This window comes from Lentilitoribacter sp. Alg239-R112, assembly GCF_900537175.1.
GTDB lineage: Bacteria > Pseudomonadota > Alphaproteobacteria > Rhizobiales > Rhizobiaceae > Lentilitoribacter.
In genome coordinates, this window is the sequence record NZ_LS999833.1 from 1828714 (window position 1) to 1853890 (window position 25177).

The 25177-nt window shown below is 43.9% G+C and carries 24 protein-coding genes; 12 read left to right on the plus strand and 12 right to left on the minus strand.

Translation table 11 applies throughout. From position 1 onward, the window contains the following. Positions 1-2: 2 nt before the first annotated feature. The 7 genes from xdhA (at position 3) to G3W54_RS09190 (ending at position 7908) form a co-directional block, all read left to right on the plus strand. The gene (gene xdhA, locus G3W54_RS09160; RefSeq protein ID WP_162652760.1) at positions 3-1487 is read left to right on the plus strand and encodes a xanthine dehydrogenase small subunit; all 1485 of its coding nucleotides are present in this window, start codon (positions 3-5) and stop codon (positions 1485-1487) included. Beyond that, a complete protein-coding gene (gene xdhB, locus G3W54_RS09165; protein WP_162652761.1) occupies positions 1484-3772 on the plus strand; it encodes a xanthine dehydrogenase molybdopterin binding subunit in 2289 nt (762 codons plus the stop codon). The genes xdhA and xdhB overlap by 4 nt, the downstream gene beginning before the upstream one ends. Next, positions 3765-4622: a xanthine dehydrogenase accessory protein XdhC gene (xdhC, locus tag G3W54_RS09170; RefSeq protein WP_162652762.1), complete on the plus strand. Its 858-nt coding sequence runs from the start codon at positions 3765-3767 to the stop codon at positions 4620-4622. The genes xdhB and xdhC overlap by 8 nt, the downstream gene beginning before the upstream one ends. 175 nt (positions 4623-4797) lie before the next feature. Further along, positions 4798-5382, plus strand: a complete 585-nt coding sequence (locus tag G3W54_RS09175) for a periplasmic heavy metal sensor (protein ID WP_162652763.1) — start codon at positions 4798-4800, stop codon at positions 5380-5382. Positions 5383-5509: 127 nt separating this feature from the next. After that, complete coding sequence (locus tag G3W54_RS09180) at positions 5510-6196, plus strand: response regulator transcription factor (RefSeq protein WP_162652764.1); 687 nt, start codon at positions 5510-5512, stop codon at positions 6194-6196. Between the two features lie 3 nt (positions 6197-6199). Continuing rightward, positions 6200-7477, plus strand: a complete 1278-nt coding sequence (locus G3W54_RS09185) for an ATP-binding protein (protein WP_162652765.1) — start codon at positions 6200-6202, stop codon at positions 7475-7477. A gap of 17 nt (positions 7478-7494) precedes the next feature. Continuing rightward, positions 7495-7908 carry a rhodanese-like domain-containing protein gene (locus G3W54_RS09190; protein WP_162652766.1) on the plus strand — a complete coding sequence of 138 codons (414 nt, stop codon included), beginning with the start codon at positions 7495-7497 and terminating at the stop codon, positions 7906-7908. On the opposite strand, the gene glpD is transcribed toward G3W54_RS09190, so the two are convergent. The 5 genes from glpD to G3W54_RS09215 form a co-directional block, all read right to left on the minus strand. Next, positions 7905-9485: a glycerol-3-phosphate dehydrogenase gene (gene glpD, locus G3W54_RS09195; protein WP_162652767.1), complete on the minus strand. Its 1581-nt coding sequence runs from the start codon at positions 9483-9485 to the stop codon at positions 7905-7907. The two genes, G3W54_RS09190 and glpD, sit on opposite strands and share 4 nt — an antisense overlap. Then, positions 9478-10248: a DeoR/GlpR family DNA-binding transcription regulator gene (locus G3W54_RS09200; RefSeq protein WP_197742813.1), complete on the minus strand. Its 771-nt coding sequence runs from the start codon at positions 10246-10248 to the stop codon at positions 9478-9480. The genes glpD and G3W54_RS09200 overlap by 8 nt, the downstream gene beginning before the upstream one ends. Positions 10249-10487: 239 nt before the next feature. Then, a complete protein-coding gene (locus tag G3W54_RS09205) occupies positions 10488-11387 on the minus strand; it encodes a GntR family transcriptional regulator (protein WP_162652769.1) in 900 nt (299 codons plus the stop codon). Between the two features lie 41 nt (positions 11388-11428). After that, positions 11429-12397 (minus strand): aldo/keto reductase, encoded by a 969-nt coding sequence (locus G3W54_RS09210; RefSeq protein WP_162652770.1) that lies wholly within the window; start codon positions 12395-12397, stop codon positions 11429-11431. A gap of 9 nt (positions 12398-12406) precedes the next feature. Continuing rightward, positions 12407-13933 carry an altronate dehydratase family protein gene (locus G3W54_RS09215; protein ID WP_162652771.1) on the minus strand — a complete coding sequence of 509 codons (1527 nt, stop codon included), beginning with the start codon at positions 13931-13933 and terminating at the stop codon, positions 12407-12409. 228 nt (positions 13934-14161) lie between these two features. Between G3W54_RS09215 and G3W54_RS09220 the strand changes: the two genes are divergently transcribed. From G3W54_RS09220 to G3W54_RS09230, 3 genes are all read left to right on the plus strand, one after another. Beyond that, positions 14162-15034, plus strand: coding sequence for an amidohydrolase family protein (locus G3W54_RS09220; protein ID WP_162652772.1), 873 nt, complete (start codon positions 14162-14164; stop codon positions 15032-15034). A gap of 35 nt (positions 15035-15069) precedes the next feature. Further along, a complete protein-coding gene (locus G3W54_RS09225; protein ID WP_162652773.1) occupies positions 15070-15504 on the plus strand; it encodes an RbsD/FucU domain-containing protein in 435 nt (144 codons plus the stop codon). Between the two features lie 116 nt (positions 15505-15620). Continuing rightward, entirely contained in the window at positions 15621-15887 is a 267-nt protein-coding gene (locus G3W54_RS09230; protein WP_162652774.1) for a hypothetical protein, read from the plus strand. Positions 15888-15928: 41 nt separating this feature from the next. Here G3W54_RS09230 and G3W54_RS09235 read toward each other — a convergent pair whose 3' ends face one another. The 4 genes from G3W54_RS09235 to G3W54_RS09250 form a co-directional block, all read right to left on the minus strand. Beyond that, positions 15929-17464 carry a tripartite tricarboxylate transporter permease gene (locus G3W54_RS09235; protein WP_162652775.1) on the minus strand — a complete coding sequence of 512 codons (1536 nt, stop codon included), beginning with the start codon at positions 17462-17464 and terminating at the stop codon, positions 15929-15931. A 4-nt stretch (positions 17465-17468) separates the two neighbouring features. Further along, positions 17469-17927: a tripartite tricarboxylate transporter TctB family protein gene (locus G3W54_RS09240; protein WP_162652776.1), complete on the minus strand. Its 459-nt coding sequence runs from the start codon at positions 17925-17927 to the stop codon at positions 17469-17471. A gap of 93 nt (positions 17928-18020) precedes the next feature. After that, complete coding sequence (locus G3W54_RS09245; RefSeq protein ID WP_162652777.1) at positions 18021-18995, minus strand: tripartite tricarboxylate transporter substrate-binding protein; 975 nt, start codon at positions 18993-18995, stop codon at positions 18021-18023. 94 nt (positions 18996-19089) lie between these two features. Further along, positions 19090-20175 (minus strand): ABC transporter substrate-binding protein, encoded by a 1086-nt coding sequence (locus tag G3W54_RS09250; protein WP_256366917.1) that lies wholly within the window; start codon positions 20173-20175, stop codon positions 19090-19092. A 58-nt stretch (positions 20176-20233) separates the two neighbouring features. Here G3W54_RS09250 and G3W54_RS09255 point away from each other — a divergent pair, with 58 nt between their 5' ends. Both G3W54_RS09255 and G3W54_RS09260 read left to right on the plus strand, forming a co-directional pair. After that, on the plus strand, positions 20234-20899 hold the full coding sequence (locus G3W54_RS09255; protein WP_162652778.1) for a response regulator transcription factor: 666 nt from the start codon (positions 20234-20236) through the stop codon (positions 20897-20899). Continuing rightward, the gene (locus G3W54_RS09260) at positions 20896-22314 is read left to right on the plus strand and encodes a sensor histidine kinase (protein WP_162652779.1); all 1419 of its coding nucleotides are present in this window, start codon (positions 20896-20898) and stop codon (positions 22312-22314) included. The genes G3W54_RS09255 and G3W54_RS09260 overlap by 4 nt, the downstream gene beginning before the upstream one ends. A gap of 105 nt (positions 22315-22419) precedes the next feature. On the opposite strand, the gene G3W54_RS09265 is transcribed toward G3W54_RS09260, so the two are convergent. The 3 genes from G3W54_RS09265 to G3W54_RS09275 form a co-directional block, all read right to left on the minus strand. Then, complete coding sequence (locus G3W54_RS09265) at positions 22420-23283, minus strand: TIM barrel protein (RefSeq protein WP_162652780.1); 864 nt, start codon at positions 23281-23283, stop codon at positions 22420-22422. After that, positions 23280-24188 (minus strand): NAD(P)-dependent oxidoreductase, encoded by a 909-nt coding sequence (locus tag G3W54_RS09270; protein WP_162652781.1) that lies wholly within the window; start codon positions 24186-24188, stop codon positions 23280-23282. Before G3W54_RS09270 ends, G3W54_RS09265 begins: the two co-directional genes overlap by 4 nt. Positions 24189-24308: 120 nt before the next feature. Beyond that, positions 24309-25010 (minus strand): FCD domain-containing protein, encoded by a 702-nt coding sequence (locus G3W54_RS09275; protein WP_162652782.1) that lies wholly within the window; start codon positions 25008-25010, stop codon positions 24309-24311. Between the last annotated feature and the right edge of the window lie 167 nt (positions 25011-25177).

A 25177-nucleotide genomic window follows, 5' to 3' on the forward strand; every position in this document is an offset into this window, starting at 1 on the left:
ACTTGCCCAAAACACGCGATCACATCAATTTTCTGCTCAACGACAAATCAGTTCGATTAACTGACATTCCAGCATCTGCAACCTTGCTCGATTATTTACGGTTGGAACAGCGCCTTCGAGGCACAAAAGAAGGATGCGCAGAAGGTGATTGTGGGGCATGTACAGTTTTAGTTGGCCGAATTTCAAACGACAGACTTATTTATGAAACAGTAAACTCTTGTATCCGTTTTTTGGGCTCACTTGATGGATGCCATATTGTTACGATCGAACATCTGAAAAAGTCAGATGGGTCATTACATCCGGTACAACAGGCGATGGTTGATCATCACGGAAGTCAATGTGGTTTCTGCACACCTGGCATTGTTATGTCGCTTTACGCTCTGTGGATGGAGAATCCCACCCCTAGCAATCAAGAAATAGAAATTGCTCTGCAGGGAAACTTATGTCGCTGCACAGGATATGAGCCAATCATACACGCTGCGCAAGCTATTTCATCCATAGACACCCCGGAAAATGACCCGCTTAAAACAGAACGAGATGAAATTAAAAACCGACTGAAATCATTCAATGATAATGCACGAGTAGACATCAAATTCGAAGAAGAACATTTTATTGTACCTGCTTCACTTGATGACTTTGCAGACGCGCGGGTAAAATATCCCAACTCGACCATAGTTGCTGGCTCCACCGATGTTGGGCTTTGGGTTACGAAAAATATGCGACCTATAACACCAGCTATATTCATATCCAATCTCGATGAATTGCAGAAGATCAACGTCTCCGCGAGCCAAATTTCCATCGGCGCCGGCGTCACCTACAATGACATGCAGGATGTAGTTGAAAAACACATTCCCCAACTCAAAGGATTCTGGAACCGCATTGGCGGAATGCAAGTACGCAATATGGGTACTGTTGGCGGCAACATTGCAAATGGTTCGCCCATTGGTGATACACCTCCAGCACTCATTGCATTGGGAGCAGAGCTGCGGCTGCGATGCGGAGGAAAACAAAGAAGTCTACCAATCGAAAGTTTCTTCATCGACTATGGAAAACAAGACCGCAAAACAGGCGATTTTCTGGAACAAATAAATATCCCGATTCCTGACCCAAGTGATTTTTTCGCTGTTTACAAAATCTCAAAACGTCGAGATGAGGATATTTCAGCTCTCTGCGGCGCGTTCAAAGTGCGAATTTCCAATGGCATGATAAGCGATGCAAAGATTGCATTCGGAGGGATGGCCGCGACACCAAAACGCGCAACAAATGTGGAAAAAAAACTCATAGGAAAATCTTGGTCTATGGATACGATATCCACTTCCATGGTATTTTTTGAAGAAGATTATGCCCCACTATCCGATTGGCGCGCATCATCTGACTACCGGATGCTTGTGGCTAAAAATCTACTACTGCGCTTCTTTAAAGAAATGACATCAGAAGGCGAACAACACCAACTTACTCGTGAAGCAGTTCTGGAGGGTTTGGCATGAAAAAATCAAACCACGATTCAGCCCATAAACACGTAACAGGTGAAGCAATCTACATTGATGATATGGTTGAACCAACTGGACTGGTGCATGCATATCTCGGACTATCTGAAATTGCCCACGGTAAGATTATAGAGATGGACTTGTCTGCGGTAGAATCCGCAACTGGCGTTATTGGAGTGCTAACAAAAGACAGTGTACCGGGCTCTAACGATATAAGCCCAACAGGCAAAAATGATGATCCAATCTTTGCTCAAGATATCAATTTTTATGGCCAACCGATATTTGCCGTCGTAGCTAAAACACGTGCTCAGGCAAGATATGCAGCAACTTTGGCGAAGATTGAATATGAACAACTCCCTCATCTAACCGATGTTTTGGAAGCGCGAAAGCAAAGTTACCCGCATGTGACAGAACCACTTACACTTAAACGAGGCGATGCTCCAACAACCCTTGAACAGGCACCTAAGCGTATTCAGGGGTCCATGCGTATTGGAGGGCAAGATCATTTCTACCTCGAAAGCCATATTGCCATGGCAATCCCCGGTGAAGATGATGATGTTTTAGTGTACTCTTCAACCCAGCATCCGAGCGAAGTCCAGCACATGGTCTCGCACGCATTAAATGTTCCTTCCAATGCCGTGAACGTAAAAATACGCCGTATGGGTGGCGGTTTTGGTGGCAAAGAAACGCAATCGAACCTTTTTGCAGCAGTCGCAGCAATCGCTGCCAAAAAATTTAATAAGGCTGTGAAAATCCGCCCCGATAGAGATGATGATATGGTTGCAACGGGCAAACGGCACGATTTTGTCATTGATTATGATGTTGGCTTTGATGAAGATGGGAAGATAGAAGCCGTACATGCAAATTATGCAGCTCGATGCGGCAATTCAGCAGACCTTTCTGGCCCCGTGACTGATCGAGCATTATTTCATGCAGACAACTGCTATTACTTTCCTAACGTACTTCTTCAATCTGAACCTTTAAAAACCAATACCGTATCAAACACCGCCTTTAGAGGTTTTGGCGGCCCGCAAGGCATGGTCGGTGGCGAACGCATGATCGAGGAGATTGCCTACGCACTTGGGCGTGATCCGCTTGAAATTCGCAAAGCAAATTTTTACGGTACCATTGATCGAAATATCACGCCTTATCATCAGGTAGTCGATGATAACATTATCGCCAAACTGGTCGATCAGCTAGAACAATCCAGCAACTACCAAAACCGTCGAGATGCAGTTTTGGAATTTAATAATAAGAAGGGCATAATCCGAAAAGGGATTGCTCTCACGCCCGTTAAATTTGGCATATCCTTCACCGCCACTTGGTACAACCAAGCAGGTGCGCTTGTACATATCTACACCGATGGTTCGATCCACCTCAATCATGGTGGAACAGAAATGGGCCAAGGATTAAATACCAAAGTTGCACAGGTACTGGCAGATGAATTCCAAGTAGATCTTGATCAAATCAAAATTACAGCAACGGACACGGAAAAAGTTCCAAATACGTCGGCAACAGCAGCATCTTCAGGCTCCGACCTCAATGGAATGGCCGCAGCAAATGCAGCTGAACAAATCAAAGAACGATTGGTCACATTTGCCTGCAAGGAACACAAGGTAGAAAAAGATGATGTATCCTTCGCACTAAATACCGTCAATATAGGTGATAAAAGCTTCACTTTTAAAGAATTCATACATCAAGCATATATGGCGCGCGTTCAACTTTCAGCTGCCGGGTTTTATAAAACGCCAGACATTCACTGGGATAGAGCATCAGGTAAAGGTCGACCGTTCTATTACTATGCTTATGGCGCGTCGGTATCAGAAGTCAGCATCGACACATTAACGGGCGAGTATCAGGTAGATCGAACGGACATTCTTCACGATGTCGGCAACTCATTAAATTCGGAAATTGACAAGGGACAAATTGAAGGTGGGTTTGTACAAGGGCAAGGCTGGCTGACAACAGAAGAATTATGGTGGGATAAAGAAGGTCGACTTCGTACACATGCACCCTCGACCTACAAAATCCCCCTCGCCTCTGATCGCCCTCGTATATTCAACGTAGAACTCGCTGACTGGTCCGAAAATCGGGAAATGACAATCAAAAAATCAAAAGCGGTTGGTGAACCACCTTTCATGCTTGCAATATCAGTGCTGGAGGCACTCTCTATGGCGATTGCTTCCGAGAATGATTACAAAAACTGTCCTCGGTTGGATGCACCCGCAACGCCTGAACGTGTACTCATGACACTGGAGCGTTTGAGGGGCGAGCGCAATGCGTAAGACACGACCAGCATTTCAAAATTTTATTGAAAATCACACCAACATTGCGATGATCACAGTTGATCAGATTCACGGTTCAACGCCACGTGATCAAGGCACATGGATGCTTGTTAGCGATACACAAATTTATGGCACGATCGGTGGCGGGCAACTGGAAAACATAGCGATCAATCACGCGAGAGATATGCTCTCCGGCGCTAACGATGCTAAAACAGACATGCAGATCCCGTTGGGGCCACACATTGGACAATGCTGCGGCGGTGTGGTGAACCTCAAATTCGAAATTCTTGATGAGGCTGGGCGCCTGAATTGCGAACAAATTTTTATCAAGGAAATCGCTGCGCAGCCGAATATCTATATTTTTGGAGCTGGCCACGTTGGTAAAGCCCTAGCAGAATCTGTATCTCTTCTGCCATTTAATACAATGCTCATTGACAGTAGAAATGAGGAGTTAGATCAGGTTTCTGAATATATTCAAACTCACCTAACTGCTCTGCCTGAATCCATTGTTCGCGAAGCTAAAGCAAACAGCGTTTTCATTATAATGACGCATGATCATTCTTTAGACTTCCTTATTACTAAAGAAGCCCTCGAACGTGATGATGCAGCATATGTTGGTATGATTGGATCCAAAACAAAACGTGCCACATTCAAAAACTGGCTTAAACGTGAGAGCGGGACTGAACTTAATCATGACCGATTGGTTTGCCCTATTGGGAATGTAAATGTGTATGACAAGCGGCCAGAAATAATCGCGGCTTTCGTCACCACGCAGGTTCTTGAACAACTGCATAAAATTGATAGAACTCAGGTGCAAAACGAATTGGGAGCCTTGCATACTCAGTTCTAGCTCAGCCTAAACACCGGAAAAATCTGTATATATTCCGACTTTACAAAACTTTACATTCCCAACAAACCACAGAAACATAGCCTTGGTATTTATTTGTCATCGCAAGATTAAGAGACTTACAAAAAACCTCTCTTAGAAAACTTGCTCAACTGCTAACTATCATTAGGAGCACATTATGACAAAGAACAACGAAACGAAAAAATTCAAACTTTCCCGCAATCAAACTATTGCAGCTATTGTTGGTGGTGTTGCAGTAATCGGCTCCGCAGTTGCAGTTCCTGCAATAGCCGAAAGCAACATGGCTCAGCATGCCAAGTTAGCGATGTCTGATGATGGCGACTTCCGTGTTTATAAGGCTGGCTGGGGTGGCCATCGTAAAGGTTCTCACTTTGCTGACATGAGTGAAGCTGAAATTGAAAAGCGCGTGACAAAAATGGTCAAGCATCTATCAATTGAGATCGATGCAAATGAAGACCAAGAAAAATTGATTGTCGCGATCACCACAGCGACTGCAAAAGATCTACAGCCACTCCGCGCTGAATTTAGAGCAGCAGGTGAAGAACTAGCAAATCTTTTAACTGCCGAGACAATTGACCGTCAAGCTATTGAAAACCTTCGCGCTGAACGTTTAGCTGCGACCGATGTCGTTAGCAAAAAGGTTGTTGATGCAGTGGCACAAATCTCCGAAGTCCTAACACCAAAACAGCGCGAAGGCCTTTCAATGCGTCTCGACCAATTCCGTGCAATGCGCGACGACTGATTTCATTCTCCAGTTGAAATCAGATAGTCTCCCAAGACACCTCCAGTGAAGCTCCAAATATTGGGTTTCGTTGGAGGGATATTAATTGTAATACTAACCAAATCAAACGAATGCGCAGTTTAAAATCATGCCTCAGTCTATTCTCATTATTGAAGACGATAATCGCCTAGCAGAAATGGTGCATGATTACCTTGAAAGTAATGGCTATGCTGTGGAAATCGCGCCAAATGGTGTGACTGGTATTTCCAAGCAAAACGATCAGAAATTCGATGCCATTATCTTAGATCTCATGTTGCCAGACATTGATGGACTTGAAATTTGCCGCATTATAAAAAGCAGCTCAGATGTTCCTATTATTATGCTAACCGCGAAAGGTGAGCCAATGGATCGAGTTGTCGGACTGGAACTGGGTGCAGATGATTATATGGGCAAACCGTTTGAACCAAGAGAACTACTTGCCCGATTGAGAGCCATTACACGTCGCGGACGTGCAGCAGCAGAACAGCAGGTTTTATATTTTGGCCGTTTAGAAATCGACCCCAACAGTATGGTTGCAAGGTTAAATGAGAAAGACCTCAATTTAACATCACATCAATTCCAACTTCTCCATATCCTCGCTAAATCGGCAGGTCGAATACTAAGCCGAGACACATTAATGGACCAATTGAAGGGAGAGGATTTCGATATCTTCGACCGTTCTATTGATGTGCATATTTCCCGAATTCGCACGCAAATCGAAGACGATCCCAAAGACCCAAGACGCATTGTCACGGTTCGCGGTGCCGGTTATGTTTTTGCAAACAAGCAGGATTAAAATATGATCCGCAAACGCTTACATCATCAAATATATGCAACAGTCATATCAAGCCTTGTGCTTGTGGTAATTATTTCCGCGATGACGTTCTGGATAGTCGACAAAGACGAATCCGAGCCAGAGCTTCGAAAAACCATCGGCACATTTGTCATGAATGCATTACCTGACGCATCGAGCTCTGACGATCAACAACAAGCTGCATTGCTTGAACTTCTCGATGAGATAGCAATCGACGCAAGTCTTTATAACCAAAATGGCAGGCTAATCGCTTCAAAAGGAAAAATGTTGAAGCTTCCTGAAAACGTGAATGAGTTGGAAGGTTGGAAACGGTTTCGCATTGATAACGGATGGCTCATTGAATTCCGCGACGGACGTTGGCTGATTGTCGGCGAAAAATCAAATCATGGTCCAATGGATGCTATATTATGGCTGCTTCTCCTGCTCAGCTCAGTCGCACTCGGTATTGGCATCGCATCATACCCTTTCGTACGCAAATTAACCCGCAGACTGGAAATACTTCAATCCGGCGTCGAGAAAGTTGGCCTAGGCGACCTGACAGTGAGAGTGGATGTTAAAGGAAGAGATGAAATCGCAAGTCTTGCGCATAGCTTCAATAATTCAACCGAACAAATTGAACGTTTGGTGACATCACACAAAACACTGCTTGCGAACGCCTCTCACGAGTTGCGCACTCCTCTCTCTCGCATACGCTTGGGTTTGGAGATGTACCAAGACACCCATGATGAGAAAAGACTAAAAGCCTTAAAGAGCGACATACTCGAGCTGGATTCACTGATTGAAGAAATCATGCTAATGAGCCGTTTGGATAACAATTCAACAGGCATGACAATAGAAGAAGTCGACCTGAGTGCAATCATCACTGAGGAAGCTGCACACCATTCAGACGTCACTGTCAATGGTACAACGGAAAAAGTACATGGCAACGGGCGTCTACTTCGCCGTGTTATTCAAAACCTTATCGCCAATGCGTTCAAACATGGTGCGCCTCCCGTAGAAATCAAACTGGATCAAAGTGAGGACTTTGTAAGCTTTACAGTTACAGATAGCGGAAACGGAATTTCTCCAGAAGAACACACAAAAATATTTGAACGTTTCTATAGAGGTTCTGATCGTCAAAATGTGGAAGGTTACGGGCTTGGATTACCCTTGGTGAAGCAAATAGTTGATGCACACAATGGGGAAGTTGAAATTATGAATAGCAAGGGCTTTTCAATACAAGTTCGCTTGCCAATTCGGGATACAAACTTCAAAAATCAGTAGTATAATAGGGGTGGGAAATGAGCAAGTTGAAAGTCAGTTCTGCGGAACTGGTCGCTCAAGCGAGAGCACGGATAACTGAAATCGAAACTCAAGATGCAATTGAGATGACACGTGACCCTGATGTCGTGATTATAGACATACGGGATATACGTGAACGAAAACGAGTTGGTTATATCCCAAATAGCATACATTGCCCCAGAGGTATGATCGAATTTTGGGTCGACCCCGAAAGCCCTTATTTCAAGGAAATCTTCGGAGAAGACAAAGAATTTGTTTTTCATTGCGCATCCGGCTGGCGCTCAGCACTAACAGTGGCAACACTGAGGGATATGGGATTTGAAGCATCTCATATCAAAGATGGCTTTTCATCATGGGTAAAGGCCGATGGACCTGTCGAATTTCCAACTGATACAAAACCTACAACGAGCTAACTCAACTTTTGAGTTATGTATTTCTCCAACTTTTCGTGCTTTCCAGCATCAAAACGCAAACCCATTTTAGAGCGACGCCAGAGAAAATCTTGCGCATTGTGAACCCATTCGTTCTTAATCGCCCAATCTATCTCTCGAGAATAAATACCATGACCAAAATCAATGCCCATATCTTCAATAGATGATACTTCGCCAAATATGTTTGCCGCTTGCGTGCCGTACTGCCGGATAAGCCTTCTAATGGTAAAGCCGTTTAAAAATGGCAGCTGGCCCGCAAGTTCATTTTGCAAATTTGCGACCTGATCAACCGGAAAATCTCCACCAGGCAAACTAACACCAGCAGTCCAAGGGGCAGTCTGCTTATCCAAAACACCATCGATTTTCTCAAGGGAACTTTCTGCTAGTTTTCTATAGGTCGTGATTTTCCCTCCAAAAACATTCAAAACAGGTGCACCAGCTGTATCATTGATCTTTAATACATAATCTCGTGTCGCTGCCGATGCAGATGACGCACCATCATCGTAAAGTGGACGAACACCTGAATAGCTCCAGACGACGTCATCCCGAGTGAGATTTTTCTTAAAATAATTGTTCACGAAACTAATCATATAGTCAGCTTCCTCATCAGAACATTCAGGTTTGATAGATGGATCCAAATGTTCAGCATCAGTGGTACCGATAAGTGTGTAATCTTCTTCATAAGGGATCGCAAACATGATACGACCATCTTCACCTTGAAAAAAGTAGCACTTATCGTGGTCATACAATTTTTTGGTAATGATGTGGCTGCCACGAACAAGACGGACACCCTCATTGGTTTTAAGACGAACCGTGTCTTGAATAATATTGCCGACCCAGGGACCGCCGGCATTCACAATCATTTTTGCGTAATGCACTGTCGCATTGTCATTCGCATCAAGCGTATGAATTTCCCAAATGCCATCTTCTTGTTTTGCGGACACAACCTTGGTTCGATCCAGAATAGTTGCACCCCTGTTCTGGGCATCTATGGCATTGAGCAGCGTTAGACGCGAATCCTCCACCCAGCAGTCGGAATATTCATAGGCGTTCTTATACTTATCCAATAAAGGTTCACCCTCGACCGAAGACGTCAGATCAATTGAGCTTGTCGCCGGGAGAATTTTTCTACCACCAAGATGATCATATAAGAACAGACCAAATCTTATGAGCCACTTTGGTCGGCTGCCCTTCATCCATGGCATAAAGGTTGAAAGCAATTTCGACGTGGGAGTGCTATTTTCAAACCGCATTTCGGGATAAACCGGAAGCACGAAACGTTTAGGCCAACTGATGTGTGGCATGGCAGAAAGCAATATTTCCCGCTCTATGAGCGCTTCGCGTACGAGACGAAATTTGAAATATTCAAGATAACGCAATCCACCGTGAAAAAGCTTGGTCGAAGCCGATGACGTTGCAGATGCGAAATCATTCATTTCAGCAAGAGCTACGCGATAACCGCGCCCTGCAGCATCCCGCGCAATACCGCAGCCATTTATCCCTCCACCAATAACAAATACATCATATACTTCATTCTCGTGATCTGCTGAGTTACTCATTATTCATTTCCGTCATAATAATTTTCGTGTTTGACTTGACTGCAATTTCTTGAAAACTGGATGGAGGAGCGGTGTCGGTGACAATGATATCCAGTTGAGAAATATCGCAAATTCTGTGCGGGGCCGAGACTTCAAATTTTGAACCGCCACAAACCAATATTTTAGTACGTGCATTGGCGATAATCGCGCGAGCCACAGCAACCTCTCGCTGATCAAAATCCAAAACAGAACCATCGTGATCTAATGAAGAGGCACCGATGATCGCATAATCTACTTTGTAGTTACGAATGGCATCGACAGCATCAGCCCCGACAATGGCTCCATCAGATAATCGAACTTCGCCACCGATAATAGATAGAGATTTCAATCTCGCATTGCGTAGAATATGAACAACATTAATATTGTTTGTAATGACCGTCAGATCCTTATGAAGTTGCAAGGCATCTGCGACTTGTTCTGTTGTTGTCCCAATATTGATAGCAACCGAACTTCCGTTAGGAATTAACTTCGAAGCGGCGTTGGCGATGCTCGACTTTGATGCTTTAGCTGCTAATCGCCGTTCTTCGTATGTTGCCATAGACGTTGATATTGCACGCCTGGCACCACCATGAACGCGGGACGCAAGACCACGATCACACAATTCACTTAAATCTCGGCGTATGGTCTGTGTGGCAACATCAAATGAAGATGCCAACATCTCCACCTCCACGTACCCAGAGTTGTTTAGAATTTCGAGAATTTTCTCTTGGCGAGAATTAAACATATCTTCCATACATTCAAATGAACATTAATTGTTCAATACATTACATATGAAATTGCAAAAGTCTACCTAAGATCAACTTTCAGACGCATATTCGCGCATATGAAATTCAAATGAACATATCTCAAACACAATGAATGGCTCTCTCAACCAACATTGAAATTATATTCTGGTTATCAATCTATATTGCGGGGGATAATGGCGCTGACTTTAGCAAATCATAGACTAAATTCGGAGCAGCATTACTCATTATCCCAGATAACAGATTCATTTAGTGTCCGGCGTGCCGATGCCAAATGTATCTCGAACTCTCGCAACGCCCTTGTATTGTCGCCTTCTAACAATGCATCGATGATTGCCAGATGCTCCGCCAAGGCTGCAAGGTTCCGCTCGACCTCCTGCGATTTATTCCACCGATAATGATAGTGAAAAATCACTGCTACTATCTGATAGAAATCATCGACAAATCGATTGCCAAGTTTACGTGTGATTAGAGAATGCATTCTTTCATCAAGTTGACCAAATTCGGTCGTAGAGACTTCTCCACTTTGGATATATCTTACATGCTCTGCTTTTACATTGAGCAAAAGCTGCCTATCTTCATCCGACAGCACATCAGCACAAAGTTTTCTGAAGGCGCTAAATTCGAACATTTCTCGTACATCAGATAGTTCATTTGCATAGGCGCGAGTAAATCCACGTAATATCCAGTGACGGTTAGGCTCTTTTTCAATCAACCCAAACCGCGAAAATCTTATCAGATATTCTCTAATAACAGAGGCGCTGACACCAATCTCTCGTACAAGATCACTCTCCCTAATAATCGCACCGGGTTTCAAATCTCCATTGAGCACATACTCAATAAAGGCAATCTCTACCTTCTCACTGGATGCACGGGTCTCCTCTATCGGAAAGTGATCTCGCTTAAGTGGCTTACGAAGGATTGTCTTTTTTCGGCCATCCCAGTTTATTATTTTGGCGTCGTGTAATTGTTCCAGAACAGAGCGAATAGTCGTTCGGCTGATTCTTAGATCTTTCGAAAGCTGAGTTTCAGAAGGTAGGTTTGCACCACAATCCAGCTCAGCAATAGCTGACAACAATTCATTGTAACATTCTTTATATAGGTTCTTCGCGCGTGACAAAATAGCGTCCCTTGGAGGTGTCAGTAACCAATCACCATCTATTATACATCTTCATTTACAATCAACCCTGCTTTAGTAAGATCATCCCATAGGGCATCTGGAATTCGTTGTTCTAGCATATCCATATTACGAGTAAGTGAACTCGCCTTTGCCGTACCGATTAGAATAGACGCCACAAGCTCATGTTTCTTTGGAAAATTAAGGGCAGCGGCAGGAAGTGTTATTTCATGCTTCTTACAAATTTCCATAATTGCGGCAACCCGTTGCTGTACCTGTTTCGGCGCAACTTCATAGTCAAAATGTGCGTTAGGTCCTGGACCTGTCGCCAGAATACCTGAGTTGAAGACCCCGCCAATTACCAGTTTTGCATCATATTCGCGGCACTTCTGAAATAGCGGAAATGCCTGCTCCTGCTCCAAAAGAGTGTAGCGCCCTGCTAATAGGATTAAGTCTATTTCCACTTTACCAAGCAGATGTTCGCATATATCCGTTTGGTTGACACCCAGTCCCATAGCTTTGATCACGCCTTGGCTTTTAAGCTCCGATAACGCTTTGTGGCCACCATCCTCAAATTGATCATAGTAAATTTGCTTGTTTGATCCATGCCCAATGTCGCCAAGGTCATGCACAAACAAAACATCAATCTTGTTTAAACCAAGTCGTTGGAAACTATCCTCAACTGACCGCATTATGCCATCGTAGCTAAAATCAAAATGCTGATCAAAGCTAAGTGGGTTCTTAAACCCACTTATTTCGCTATGAATTTCCACGCTCGGTTTTAAGATACGCCCGACTTTGGTAGATAATATCCATTCATCAGGGTTCTTCTCCCGCAAGAAATCTCCTATCCTTCGCTCGCTTAAACCGTGGCCATAATGCGGTGCGGTATCAAAATAACGAATTCCGGCATTCCATGCAGCCTGCAGAACTTCATCTGCTTGTTCACGGCTAACCGTGCTATACATACCTGCGATATTGGCCGTACCCAAAGAAACTTGAGGTAACAACATCACCTTCTCCTACATAACTGCACCTAGTTGCCAGGGTACAAACTCAACACCACCAAACCCTAATCTCTCGCTTTTGGATTTTTTACCTGAGGCAATTGCAATGATTTCTTCAAAGATCTCTTCACCCTTAGTTTCAAGCGAAATACCGTCCTCAATAATGTCACCACAATTAACATCCATGTCTTCTTCCATACGTGAAAACATATCTGAATTTGTTGCAAGTTTAATGCAGGGAGATGGCTTAAAACCAGAGACGGAACCGCGTCCGGTCGTAAAGATTATAAGGTTAGCGCCAGACGCTATTTGGCCAGTTACAGAACAAGGATCGTAGCCTGGACTATCCATGAAAACTAAACCCTGTGTACTTATTTGCTCGCCAAACTTAAAAACACCGGCAAGCGGCGCTGATCCTGCCTTTGCTACAGCACCTAGCGATTTTTCCAAAATGGTGGTCAAACCACCCTTTTTGTTTCCAGGTGACGGATTATTGTCCATTGAACCATCATGTTTCTCGCAATAAGCTTCCCACCAATGAATAAGTTCTATGAGATCTTCACCAATTTCAGCCGACAGCGCTCTTCTGGTTAGAAGGTGCTCTGCACCATACACTTCAGAAGTTTCAGATAGAATACTTGTACCACCATGCTTGACCAATAAATCTGAAGCTACGCCAAGAGCTGGGTTTGCAGTTATACCTGAATAACCATCTGATCCGCCGCATTGCATACCAAGCATCAAACCGGACAGAGGCGCTTCAACACGTTCAACTTCATTAACCACCGTGGCCATATTCTTGATTGCAGTAATTCCAGATTCAATTGATTTCCGTGTTCCGCCGGTTTGTTGAATGGTCATATAGTGAAAAGTCCCGTCTTTCCGCTTAACCAAATCACCGACCAGTGATGGCAATTGCATCACCTCACACCCAAGCCCTATAAGTATGACACCACCAAAATTCGGGTTTTGAGCGTAGCCCGAAAGAGTTCGAAACAGTGTGTCATACCCCTCGCCGCTTGACGCCATACCGCAACCGGACGAGTGTACAATAGGCACCACGCCATCAATGTTTGGATACTCATCAAGCACACCGCTTTTTTCAACTGCCTCGGCAATAAAACGTGCAACAGAACCAGAACAATTTACAGATGTAAGAATGCCAATGTAATTGCGAGTTCCAAATCTACCATTTGCTCGTGGATAGCCCATAAATGTTCGCGGACTTTTTGGGGCCTCCAGCGGAACAACCTTTGTTCCATAGGCATAGTCCTGCGTGTGATCAGACATATCCAAATTATGCGAATGCACATGGCAACCTGATTGGATTATTTCTGTTGCGCTCCCAATTATCTGCCCGTATCGAATAACATTTTCGCCCTTATCAATCTGACGAATAGATAATTTATGCCCTTTTAAAACAGGCGTTTTAAGCTCAATTTCATGGGGAGAAACTTTATCCCCAATACGTAAATTCTCCAACGCAACAACAATATTATCATCAGAATTTAAATGTAACGTTTTAGATTGAGCTATCGACATACAAAAACCTTCTCAAAAATATGCGCATAACCAAAATTGGTCGGCAAAAACGAGCAACTTCACAATTTTCGAAATTCAACACAGAATCATTGCCTAAAAATTTGAAATTTCCAAATATGTACATTATGCAATAAAAACAGAATTCGCAATAATAATGTTTTTTATCAATTATAAACAGAAAACTATTCTTGATGTGGATAACCATTAAGATGAACAAGATAAAACAGAGTGACGGAACTTAAGTCTAGCACGTTGAGTGACAAACAAATGATTATCGATGCGCACCACCACCTTTGGAAAATTGAACACGGTATTTACGATTGGATTGGAGATGAGATCTCAGGCATCAGGCGAGATTATCAACCAGAACATTTACAGCCGTACCTTAGCCACCTGAAAATTGACAAAACAATTTTAGTTCAAGCTGCGGAAACACTCAAAGAGAATGAGCTCATGCTGGATGCCGCTGAAAACAACTCATTCATTGGAGGTGTCGTTGCATGGGTGGACCTTTTGTCCGATACCTGCGCTTCAGAACTAGATTTTCTAGCAAGCAAACCAATCATCAAGGGAATACGACCCGTTCTTCAAGGTATTGATGATACAAATTGGATATTGCGGGATGAAGTGATGCGTAATCTGAGCAGCTTGCCGAGATTAAACCTGCGCTTCGATGCACTTATCCAACCTCGTCACTTGAACGCGATGGAAACCTTGGCTCGTCAGATCCCTGATCTATCTGTAGTCATTGATCACGGCGCGAAACCAATCATCAAAAATGGACAAGCTCCTGACCAACAATGGCTTGAAGGAATTGCGAAACTAGCGGAATATCCAAACATATACTGCAAAATTTCAGGTCTTATAACAGAGTACGGTGCAGGATGGTCAGCCAAAGCTTTACAACCTGTTACTCACCACCTGTTAGATACGTTCTCGCCAAAGCGAATAATGTGGGGCAGTGATTGGCCCGTATTAGAACTCGATGGCTCTTACACTCAATGGTTCTCATGTATACTGGAATTGATCACTGATTTAAGTGCGCAAGAACAAAAACGCATTCTTGGTGAAACCGCACGTGAGTTCTATGCCATTGAATAAACAAGTCTCCAAAACAAGTAATGTAAGGAAAATTCATGCTCATCGGATTGGATCCAATTTTATCTCCCGAACTTCTCTATGCACTTCGAGCCATGGGGCATGGAGATGAAATCGCAATTGTCGACGCAAATTATCCTGCCAGTAGCTCAACTGAGCAGCTCATTCGTCTAGATGGTGTGGATGCGCCGATGGCATTAAAGGCAGTTCTTTCAATCACACCATTAGATATCTACGTCGAGGATGCAGCCTTTTCTATGCAAGATGCAGGCGATCCCGATAACTTTCCCGCTGCAGTTCAAACGTTCCAGACAATTATAAATGATGTCTGCAGTTCTAATCACAATATCAAACAGCTCGAACGTTTTGCATTTTACGAACATGCAAAGAACGCATTTGCAATTGTCCAAACTGGTGAAACCCGACATTACGGCAATATTATTTTGAAGAAGGGCGTTCTTCCCAGCGCTTAACTCACCGAAAGCGCAGAAAACTTTACAAGTAAACAAAATCGAAATTTATTAAGCTTCGGGTAACCATCAGCGTTTAGGTTTAGTAAACCTATCTCTTTATCGAGAGGAAAAGGAAGATGAAACCGAATGCTAAGAGCAATATAGCAAAATTTGTCTCTCCAGAGGAGACAACATTTAAATACGACCATATGTATGACGCAGGTCTTAAGCTACCACAGCGCGCACGGGCAATGATTGCACAACATTACTATCAACGTGTCCACCTTCGTGAACTGGGTCTTCGCCTTATAGCAACATGCGATTTGCATATTGTTCAGCAGGTTTTTGGTTCCGCTTCTGATGTTCTGTTGCAGCAAGCTGAACAATTTAAAGAGCAAGACTAAACGACCGAAACCTCATAACGAACAATCGCTAACTAAGCACCTTAGTCCGCACTTGGTGCATCCTTCGTATTACGCCTCATCTTCGCAAACAATGGCGATAGCATTGGCACAAAAAGACAAGCTACAGCGATTGCCAAAATAGTGAACGTCAACGGACGTTCCCAAAGAAATGACCATGAATCATTGTTAATCAACAATGCGCGTCGCAAGTTCTCTTCCATCATCCCGCCCAAAATGAAGCCCAGAATCATTGGGGCAAGCGAGAAAGAAAGCAACCGTAGAACCGTTGCAGCTAAGCCAAACAACACCATCAATTGAATATCAAACGTATTAAAGGAGACGAAATAAACGCCAATTAGCGAAAAAAACAAGATCAACGGCAGCAGGAACTTTGCCGGAATAGCCAGAACGCGCGCAATATATGGTATCAATGGCAAGTTAAGAACAAGCAGAATAATATTGCCCAGCCACATCGACACAATCACAGCCCAGAATACATCTGGCTGATCGATGTACAGTCGCGGCCCAGGTTGAATTCCATAACCTATTAATGCGCCAAGCATGATGGCAGTGGTCCCAGACCCCGGAATGCCAAGTGTAAGCAACGGCACAAATGAACCTGTCGCAGCTGCATTATTCGCGGTTTCCGGAGCAGATAATCCACGCACAGATCCCTTGCCAAACAGCTTACCCTTTTCAGCACCTGCAATACGTTGTTCGGTACCATAAGCAAGGAAACTCGCAATCGTAGCCCCGGCACCAGGTAAAACACCAATCAAGAAACCAAGAACGGAAGAGCGGCCAATAACCGGCACCATTTCTTTCACTTCGTCCTTACTTACGGCCATAGACCCCAATTCAGCAGCAGCTTTGCGCTCTTCTTCGCGCTTACTTTCATCCACTTTCTTGATGATCGCCATCAACGCTTCTGACAAGGCAAAGGTCGCCATTACAAGAAGGAGAAATGAAATCCCGTCAACAAGATCAATCATCCCCAGCGTAAAACGCGGTACGCCGACAGTTTGGTCTGTCCCAACGGTTGATAACATGAGCCCGAATATTGTCATCAAGAGCGCTTTGAGAACCTCACCCTTTCCGGCAAAGGCAGCGACCGCCGATAGGCCAAGTACCATCAATGCAAAATAATCAGTTGATTGAAATGATAAGGAAACAGAGGCCAAGTATGGTGCGGAAACAAGAAGTAATAATGCGGCAATAACACCGCCTGAGAAAGATGAGTAAGCAGCAATAGCTAAAGCCTTACCCGCCATCCCTTTCTTTGCCATCGGGTAACCATCAAATGAAGTTGCCACTGTTGATGCCACTCCAGGTGCGTTGATTAGGATTGATGATGTTGAGCCACCAAAAATAGCACCATAATAAACCGCAGCCATCAGGATGATGCCGGCCGAAGGTTCAAGACTTGCCGCAATTGGGATCATCAGCGCAATGGCCGACATTGGACCAAGGCCCGGGAGCATACCAATGAACGTGCCCACAAGGCAGCCCATGATAACGAACCCAATATTTTGCAGCGTAAAGGCCGTTTCTAAACCAATTAGAATACCGTCTAGCATGGCCTTAACCTCTTAAAAAGAATGGAAATGGTTCGATAAACACACTCAAACCATAGTTCATCAAGACCCAAAAACTAACAACGAGCGGAACAGCCACAAGAACTAACTTAAGCACGTTACGTTCACCCAACATTGTAAAACCAATCATTAGAAATAACGATGTTGACAGAAGAAAACCCAATGGGCGAACAGTTAAGCCGTAGATTGACATCAAGATAAGAAATGCTAGCCCCAACGGCCAGTTCAAATTCTTAAGAGTAAAACGCTCAGTATTGGACGGGAATACGATGATCGCGACGGACAGTGCCATACCTAAATAGGCCAATGCCTGCGGTATTGTACGCGGCGTAAAAGCTTGCCCCGCTTGAAAGGGAAGTAAGCGAATGTCGCCAATTTTCAAAAAGTAGAAGATGCAAAATGCCAAAAGTAGCATGCCGCCTATGCGGTCTTTTGTAAAGAACATCACATCCTCCCCAGAACATGTTCATATAACATTATAATCAAATTGCCGGACCAATCGACTAGTCCGGCAATTCTTTATTTGGTCGGCAACTCCCTAGAGGAAGCCAAGCTCTTTCATAAGACCACCAATTTGCTCTTCTTGACCTTCCAAGAAATTCACAAAGTCAGCATCTGCGTTGAAGATATCAACCCAGCCATTGCGGTCACGAACAGTTGCCCATTCATCGGTTGAATACATTTCTTTCAAAGCTGCAATATACTCAGCCTTTTTCTCATCTGAAAGACCGGGAGCCCCAAAGAAACCACGCCAGTTCACAAAGCTAGTTCCTTTTGAACCTGCTTCATCACATGTTGGAACAGTATCCATTGCAGCAACGCGTGCTTCTGATGTTACGCAAAGGATTTTAACTTCACCTTGGCGTGCCAATTCAATAGCCTCACCAAAACCAGTCGCAAGAGCTTTGATCTCGCCTGAAAGAAGGCCAGCCATAGCTTTACCGCCAGCATCATATGGAATGTATTTGACTTTCGTCGCATCAGCGCCAGCATTTTTCATAACGAGAGCCGCAATCAAGTGATCCATACCACCTGCAACAGAACCGCCACCAACAGCAACATTTGTTGAATCAGCATTATAGGCTGCAACGAGATCACCAAAAGAATTCAAAGTAGAATCCTTGTTCACAACCATCGCACCATAATCACCAATTGTACCGGCGATTGGCGTTAGATCACGAAAAGATTGCGGAAACACTTTTGTCAAAGAACGAATGACGATCGGTGTCGAATTTACCATCAATGTGTCTTGATCTTTGGTTTCAATAATGTGAGCAATTGCTTTACCGCCGCCGCCGCCAGACATATTTTCATATGTTGCGTTGCCAACAAGGCCAGATTTTGTCAAAGCTTCGCCAGTTCCGCGAGCTGTACCATCCCAACCACCACCAGCACCGCCAGGGATCAAGAATTTGATAGTATCGACTTTTTTATGGCCATCAGCGTGAGCAACTCCCATTGCGCCAAACGCAACAGCACTCGCAGCAAGTGCGATTTTAAGTGTATTTAACATATTTTCCTCCACGAAAACTTATCAGAACGTGTGTCCTGTTCGCAAAGTAGAGCAAAGGAAGCTGACATTTAGCTGACAATGAGCCAATGTACATCTATTCTCCGCGAAGCGCCCTGTTCCAGCGTTCAAAAAACCGGGCTCGTTTTACTTGGTCAAGATAAGCAACCAAACCAGGTCCAATGGAGATCGGTCTTAATCTTGTACCAAACTTTTCTCTAAAAGCCGATGCGGTATTATCCCCCTTAATGGCTGGATGAACTGCTGCTAGCTCCAGATCCTCCGCCATTATTCTCTGGCCTTTTTCAGACATAAGAAAACGCAAAAATTGCGCACTTAACTCTGGATTTTCAGCTGCCTTTGGTACGAGTGCTATGCGCGTCATCACAACGGTAAAATCTTCTGGCAAAATTATGCCCAAATCAGGATTGGTAGCTGCCCACGACTGGGCATAGGAGCCTAAAATATTGTATCCCAAAGACAATTTACCATCAGATACACGCTCGAGTATAGAAGCAGAACTTGGATATAGTTTAACACCAGATGCGCCCATGGCATTTACAAGTGACCATATATCCCTGTCATGCTCGATATCTCTTGCTAAAAACAAGAAACCAAGACCTGACCGCTCAATGTCATATGTGCCTATTTGGCCAAACAAATCAGAATTTTGGTCCTTCAAAAGCAATGCAAGCTCCGACCGATTGGCGGGCGGTTTTGACGTCTTAAATTTTGTTTTGTTGTAAACAATAACAGATGGCTCAAACGTTAATCCAAAGGCACTATCTTGCCATTTAGCCCAACTTGGCCATTGTGGGTCCGTTGGGCGAATAGCAAGAGCATACCCGTCGTTGACTAGCTTGACCTGCAAATCCATAGCTGAGGAAATAACAAGGTCGGCTGTGTTTTGACCGCCATCACTTTCTTGTATTACTCGTTCATAAATATCTAATGTTTGAAGGTCGTAATATTGAATTTCTATGTCTGGATTTTGTTCTTGGAAAACAGCGATTAGAGGCTCAGCCAAAACCTCTTCCAGCGATGAATAAATGGTCAAGATCGAACTATTTTGATCACTTTTTGCTGGAAAAATCGATTGACCGTGAGCAATATCATGGGCATGAATTGAGAAAAAACATGAAAATAGAAATATTAGGATCTTACGCATAGGTTTAATGTGCATGAGTTCTTACCAATGACAAGGTGAAAAATATCTTTCATTGTTTTTGAAGCGAGATTGAATGCGAATTTTACTAATTGAAGACAATGAAGAGCTCGGCTTGGGGATTATGAAACTCCTTGGGAAAACTTATGCAATAGATCAAGCGAACAATGGCGAATATGCCATTTCTTCAATCCTCGTGCAGGATTATGATTTAGTTATCCTGGATCTTGGCCTACCCGATATGGATGGTCTGGACGTTCTGAAGGAAATTCGCAGCAATCGAAAATCCACACCTGTTCTAATTCTGACGGCCAGAGGCGCGCTCGATGACCGAATCTCGGGACTGGATTTAGGGGCGGATGATTATATGACAAAGCCCTTTGAAATCGACGAATTGCAAGCGCGCGTGCGGGCTCTTCTTCGCCGGGTATCAATGGAGAAAACATCTCTTTTAGAGTTTGGCGCAATCAATCTGGATGTCCGATCCAATGTCGTATTGTCCGGATCTGAACCAATAGAGATGACACCGAGGGAGATCATGGTCCTGCAGGCGCTCATGATGGCAAGCGGTCGTTTGCTATCCAAATCGCAACTACTCGAGAGCATCACAAATTTCGAAGAAGATGTCAGTGAAAATGCGATTGAACAATATGTCAGCCGCGTACGCAAAAAACTTGCACCTCACGGTGTGACCATTCATGCAGCACGAGGTTTGGGCTATCATTTGAGAGAGTTAAATTGAACAGGCCCAACATAAGTCCCGACACCGAAAATCAGACCTACTCAATTCGCACAAGATTGCTGTTATGGTTGCTTGGGCCACTTATTATAATTGGGTTTGTTGCACTACTTGATGGCTATCGGGAGGCACGAACCACTGCAGACAAAGTTTCAGATCGCGTTCTTTCTGGGTCAGCGCTCGCAATTGCAGAGCGCGTTTTTGTCAATGAAAATGGTGATCTGGAAGTTGACATCCCCTACGTCGCACTTCAAATGCTAACGTCATCAGAGGATGATCGTGTATTTTATAAAGTTGAAAACGGTTCAGGTGAATTCATCACAGGTTATCGAAACCTCAATATCCCAGACCTAGACAACAGATCTGCGGATGAGATAACCTTCACTGACGGGCGATTTCGCGATGTAGCAATACGAATAGCGACCTATAAAGCAGCAGCATCTTCTAACACAAAATCTCTAGGTTTTACTGTAGCCGTGGCGGAAACCACAAATGCGCGAAATGCGATTGCGGAGGACTTGCTAATAAGTTCCGCCATTCGAGTGTCGGCGCTCATTTTTGCAGCAGCTATTCTCGTCTGGTTTGCAGTAACGCGATCCCTGATACCTCTGCTTAAACTAGAAGCAGCCGTAGAACGTAGAAGCCCAGAAGATATCCGTCCTATTGAACATAAAGTGCCAAAAGAAGTATCTGGGTTAGTTGTCACGATTAATGATCTTGTTGCAAGGTTTGCAAACTCTATTCGAGCCTTAAAGAACTTTACGTCCAATGCAAGCCATCAGTTCCGCACACCATTAGCAATCATAAAAACTCATCTGGAAATTGCTTCTCGCGAAGAAAACCCCGACGCTCGAAAGAAAGCAATAGCAGATGCTCAAATTGCAGTTGGAGACGCCGAGCGCCTTATGTCTCAGATGCTTCTTCTGGCTCGTATCGATGCCTCCTCAAAAAGAGAAATGCAAAGTCAAACTTGCAACCTGACATCCATCACCAAAAAAGTATGCGAAGACACGGTTTTACAACTCTCAAATAGCAACAGACTTGATGTCGACCTAGGATATACAGGCAAGGATGATCTTCAAATCATCGGCGATAAAACGCTCATTCAGGAAGTCGTGCGCAACCTTATAGACAATGCAATGAAGCATGGAGGAGCCAATGTGCAAATCGACGTCTCTGTGACAAGATCTGAAAAGCATATAGCACTAGAAATCTCTGACGATGGTCCTCAGTTTGAAATGCCTAGTTTTGAAAAAACCGCGGCAATGCAAGTTAAAAACGAGAGAAAGAGAAACTCCAATGGCTTTGGACTTTCCATTGTGAAAGACATTTTGGACTTATTCGATGCAAAGCTCGTTTATCAGGCCTGTTCTCTTGGACAGGGAAAAACAATCAAAGTAATCTTTATGAAAATCTGAACGCGGCACATAGAAAGACCTGTAGCTTGTTCCAGATCTCTCTACAATTTAGAACGCAGATGTCATATCAACATCGCTGCTGTTTAAAGACAGAAGTTTAAAAGCCTATCCAAAGATCCGTTTAAACTCAGCGATGCACTGCTTGAAACCAGCTTCAAAGTCACCATTGCCGGGATGGTAAACACTTTCGAATGAAACAACACCATCATACTGATCACGCTGAAGAGCCTCTGCAATTGGTTGAAAATGGTTTGCCAATTGCCCCTCGCCCATTTTGCGAACTTCCAATGTTGCACGCGGTGTATCAACCTGAACATCCTTGATGTGGACATGACCTAGATAACCATTACTAACTTCATTATATCCATCTGGATAAGCTAATTCATGACACCAGCAATTATTTGCCGGATCCCAAAGAACCTTTAACGTGTCTTTTGCATCAAGGTCGTCGATCAATTTACGTGCCGTATAGTTGGAATTCACCATTGTCCCATTGCCGGTCTCAACGGCGAGGACAACACCTTCCCGTTTGGCAAGCTCCACCGCAGGTGCAATTAGAGGCGGCATACTATCCCAAGCCCCATGGGCGACGTTCCACTTTTCTGCTCCGTTCTTGCCCCAAAGGATTTGTTCCTTCTTTTGTGTCATTATTCGAACAAGAGGCGAGTCTACTATATGAGCCATTTCAATAACTCGTTTGAGGGCGTCCATATGTTTAGTGTGCAAATCATCACCCGGCTTATTCGCCGATGTCATACCTGCAAAAATATGTCGCGAAAGACAAGAAACAGGCTTACCGCAGTCACGCAACAACAAATCAATATCGCGGATTTCATCCGCGGTATGATCGCCAACTTCCTTATCGTCGACAAATTGAAGTTCTGCATATTCAAGGTCAAATTCATCCATCACATCGATAGCATGCTTAAGATCACGGCTGATGCCGTCACAAATCACTCCTAGTTTCATTTTGATCTGGCCTCCATACGATGTAGTTCAGCACCAACAATATCTTCGATTACTTTCGTACAGATCCAATTATCACCGTCTGGAAATTTGGATTTCCCCGCATGAAATATCTGCATCGCCGCCGCAGCCGTGTGCAATGGAACACCCAGCTCTTCACCCAAATTCATCGATATTGTCAGATCTTTGTGCATTGTATTGATGTGACTGCCTGTACCTTCAAATTGCCGATCGATAATTTTTTCAAGCGCATTATTTACCACACCGCAGCCGGCGGATGACGTTGAGAATACATCAAGAATAACTTGCCCAGGAACGCCGGCCTTCGCAGCGAGAGCTGCGGCTTCAAACGTGGCAGAAAATTGAGCCCCTATGAGCGATTGAAGACACGCTTTAACCGTTTGCCCATCTCCGGCCCGTGAGCCCACGCGGTGAATATTGGCGGATACCGCTTCCATAACAGGCGCAAATTCATCAAGAACATCATTGGGTGCTGCTGCCATCATAGTAAGTGTTCCGCCTTGCGCGCCCGGAAATCCACCGGATACAGGACTATCTATCAACTTAACACCTAGATGTTCTATCGCTTCACCAATCTCGCGCGCTTCCTTAGGCTTGATTGTTGCAGTTAAAATAATGGCACCTTGACCATTCATCTTATGAATGAATCCATCTTTGCCATAAATAACTGATTTCGCCTGGGCACCGGTCATAACCATGACAAAAATTACATCTGCATTGGACCCCACTTCAGAAACATCCGATGCAGCATAACCACCCATTTTTGAGAAGGCTTGCATTCGTTCTGGTTTCAGATCAAAACCCCAAGTCTCATACCCATTACTAATAAGATTTTTGGCAATGCCCGACCCCATGTCGCCCATGCCTATGACACCAATTTTTTTCATAACTCTTCTATGCTCCCGTTTTGGACACAATAAACAAAGGCTTTCGCCTCAACCATTGTGCGGGTTTCAAGCACTCCACCGGAGTGTCGGGCGGGTCCGGAAGACACCCGCTGCCCGAAATCAGTCGTTAGCCTGTCTGGCCTCCAACGTATCTTTAACAAGAACCCATGCCACAGAAAGATGCTCACTTAAAGCATTCTCTGCCTGAGTGGGGTCGCGCTCTAAAATAGCTTCATAAATCTTTCTATGTGCGTCATAGTTAACTTGATTATGATCAGCAGGTCTTTTCATTCTGCCCCAGTTCGGTGCCAACCATGAAATATAACCTTTGTGAATTGTCGAAAATATCGGATTATCCATAATCTGATATAAAACCCCGTGAAACTGCATATCAGTTTCAAAAAAAGTCGGTGTATCATTAATTGCTGCCTGATTAGCATTAAGCGCAGCTTTTAAATTGGCAATATCATCTTTTGTAGCATGAAGCGCCGCGTGACGAACTAATCCTCTCTCGACAAATTCCCGGCTTTTATATAAGTTTGCAACGCCACCAGGTTCATCTAAAAGATGTGTAATGATCTTTCCGGTTGCAGTAAGAACCGTGCCATAATCAGGTTTCTTAACGATCGGTCGATATCGGGGTCTCGATTCTATAAGACCACGATTTGCTAATGTCGAAATTGCCTCACGCACAACAGTTCTACTCATGTTAAACTCTTCCATCAGATCTCTTTCCGCTGGCAAAGGTCTATTATTCTCAAATTGTCCGGAGGCAATTCGTCCCTCTATCTCAGCTACTAGATCATCTGATGCTCTTCGCATAACACTCGCCCGACTTCATATTCAGATCAACTTTGGCACAACCAAAATGAAATTGTAAATATAAAAAAATTTATAAGATATGAAACTAATTGACATGAATCGTCAATGACGATTATTTTTATTATTTATTTTCAATAACATAATAAATAAATTCGAAGAAATCGTTT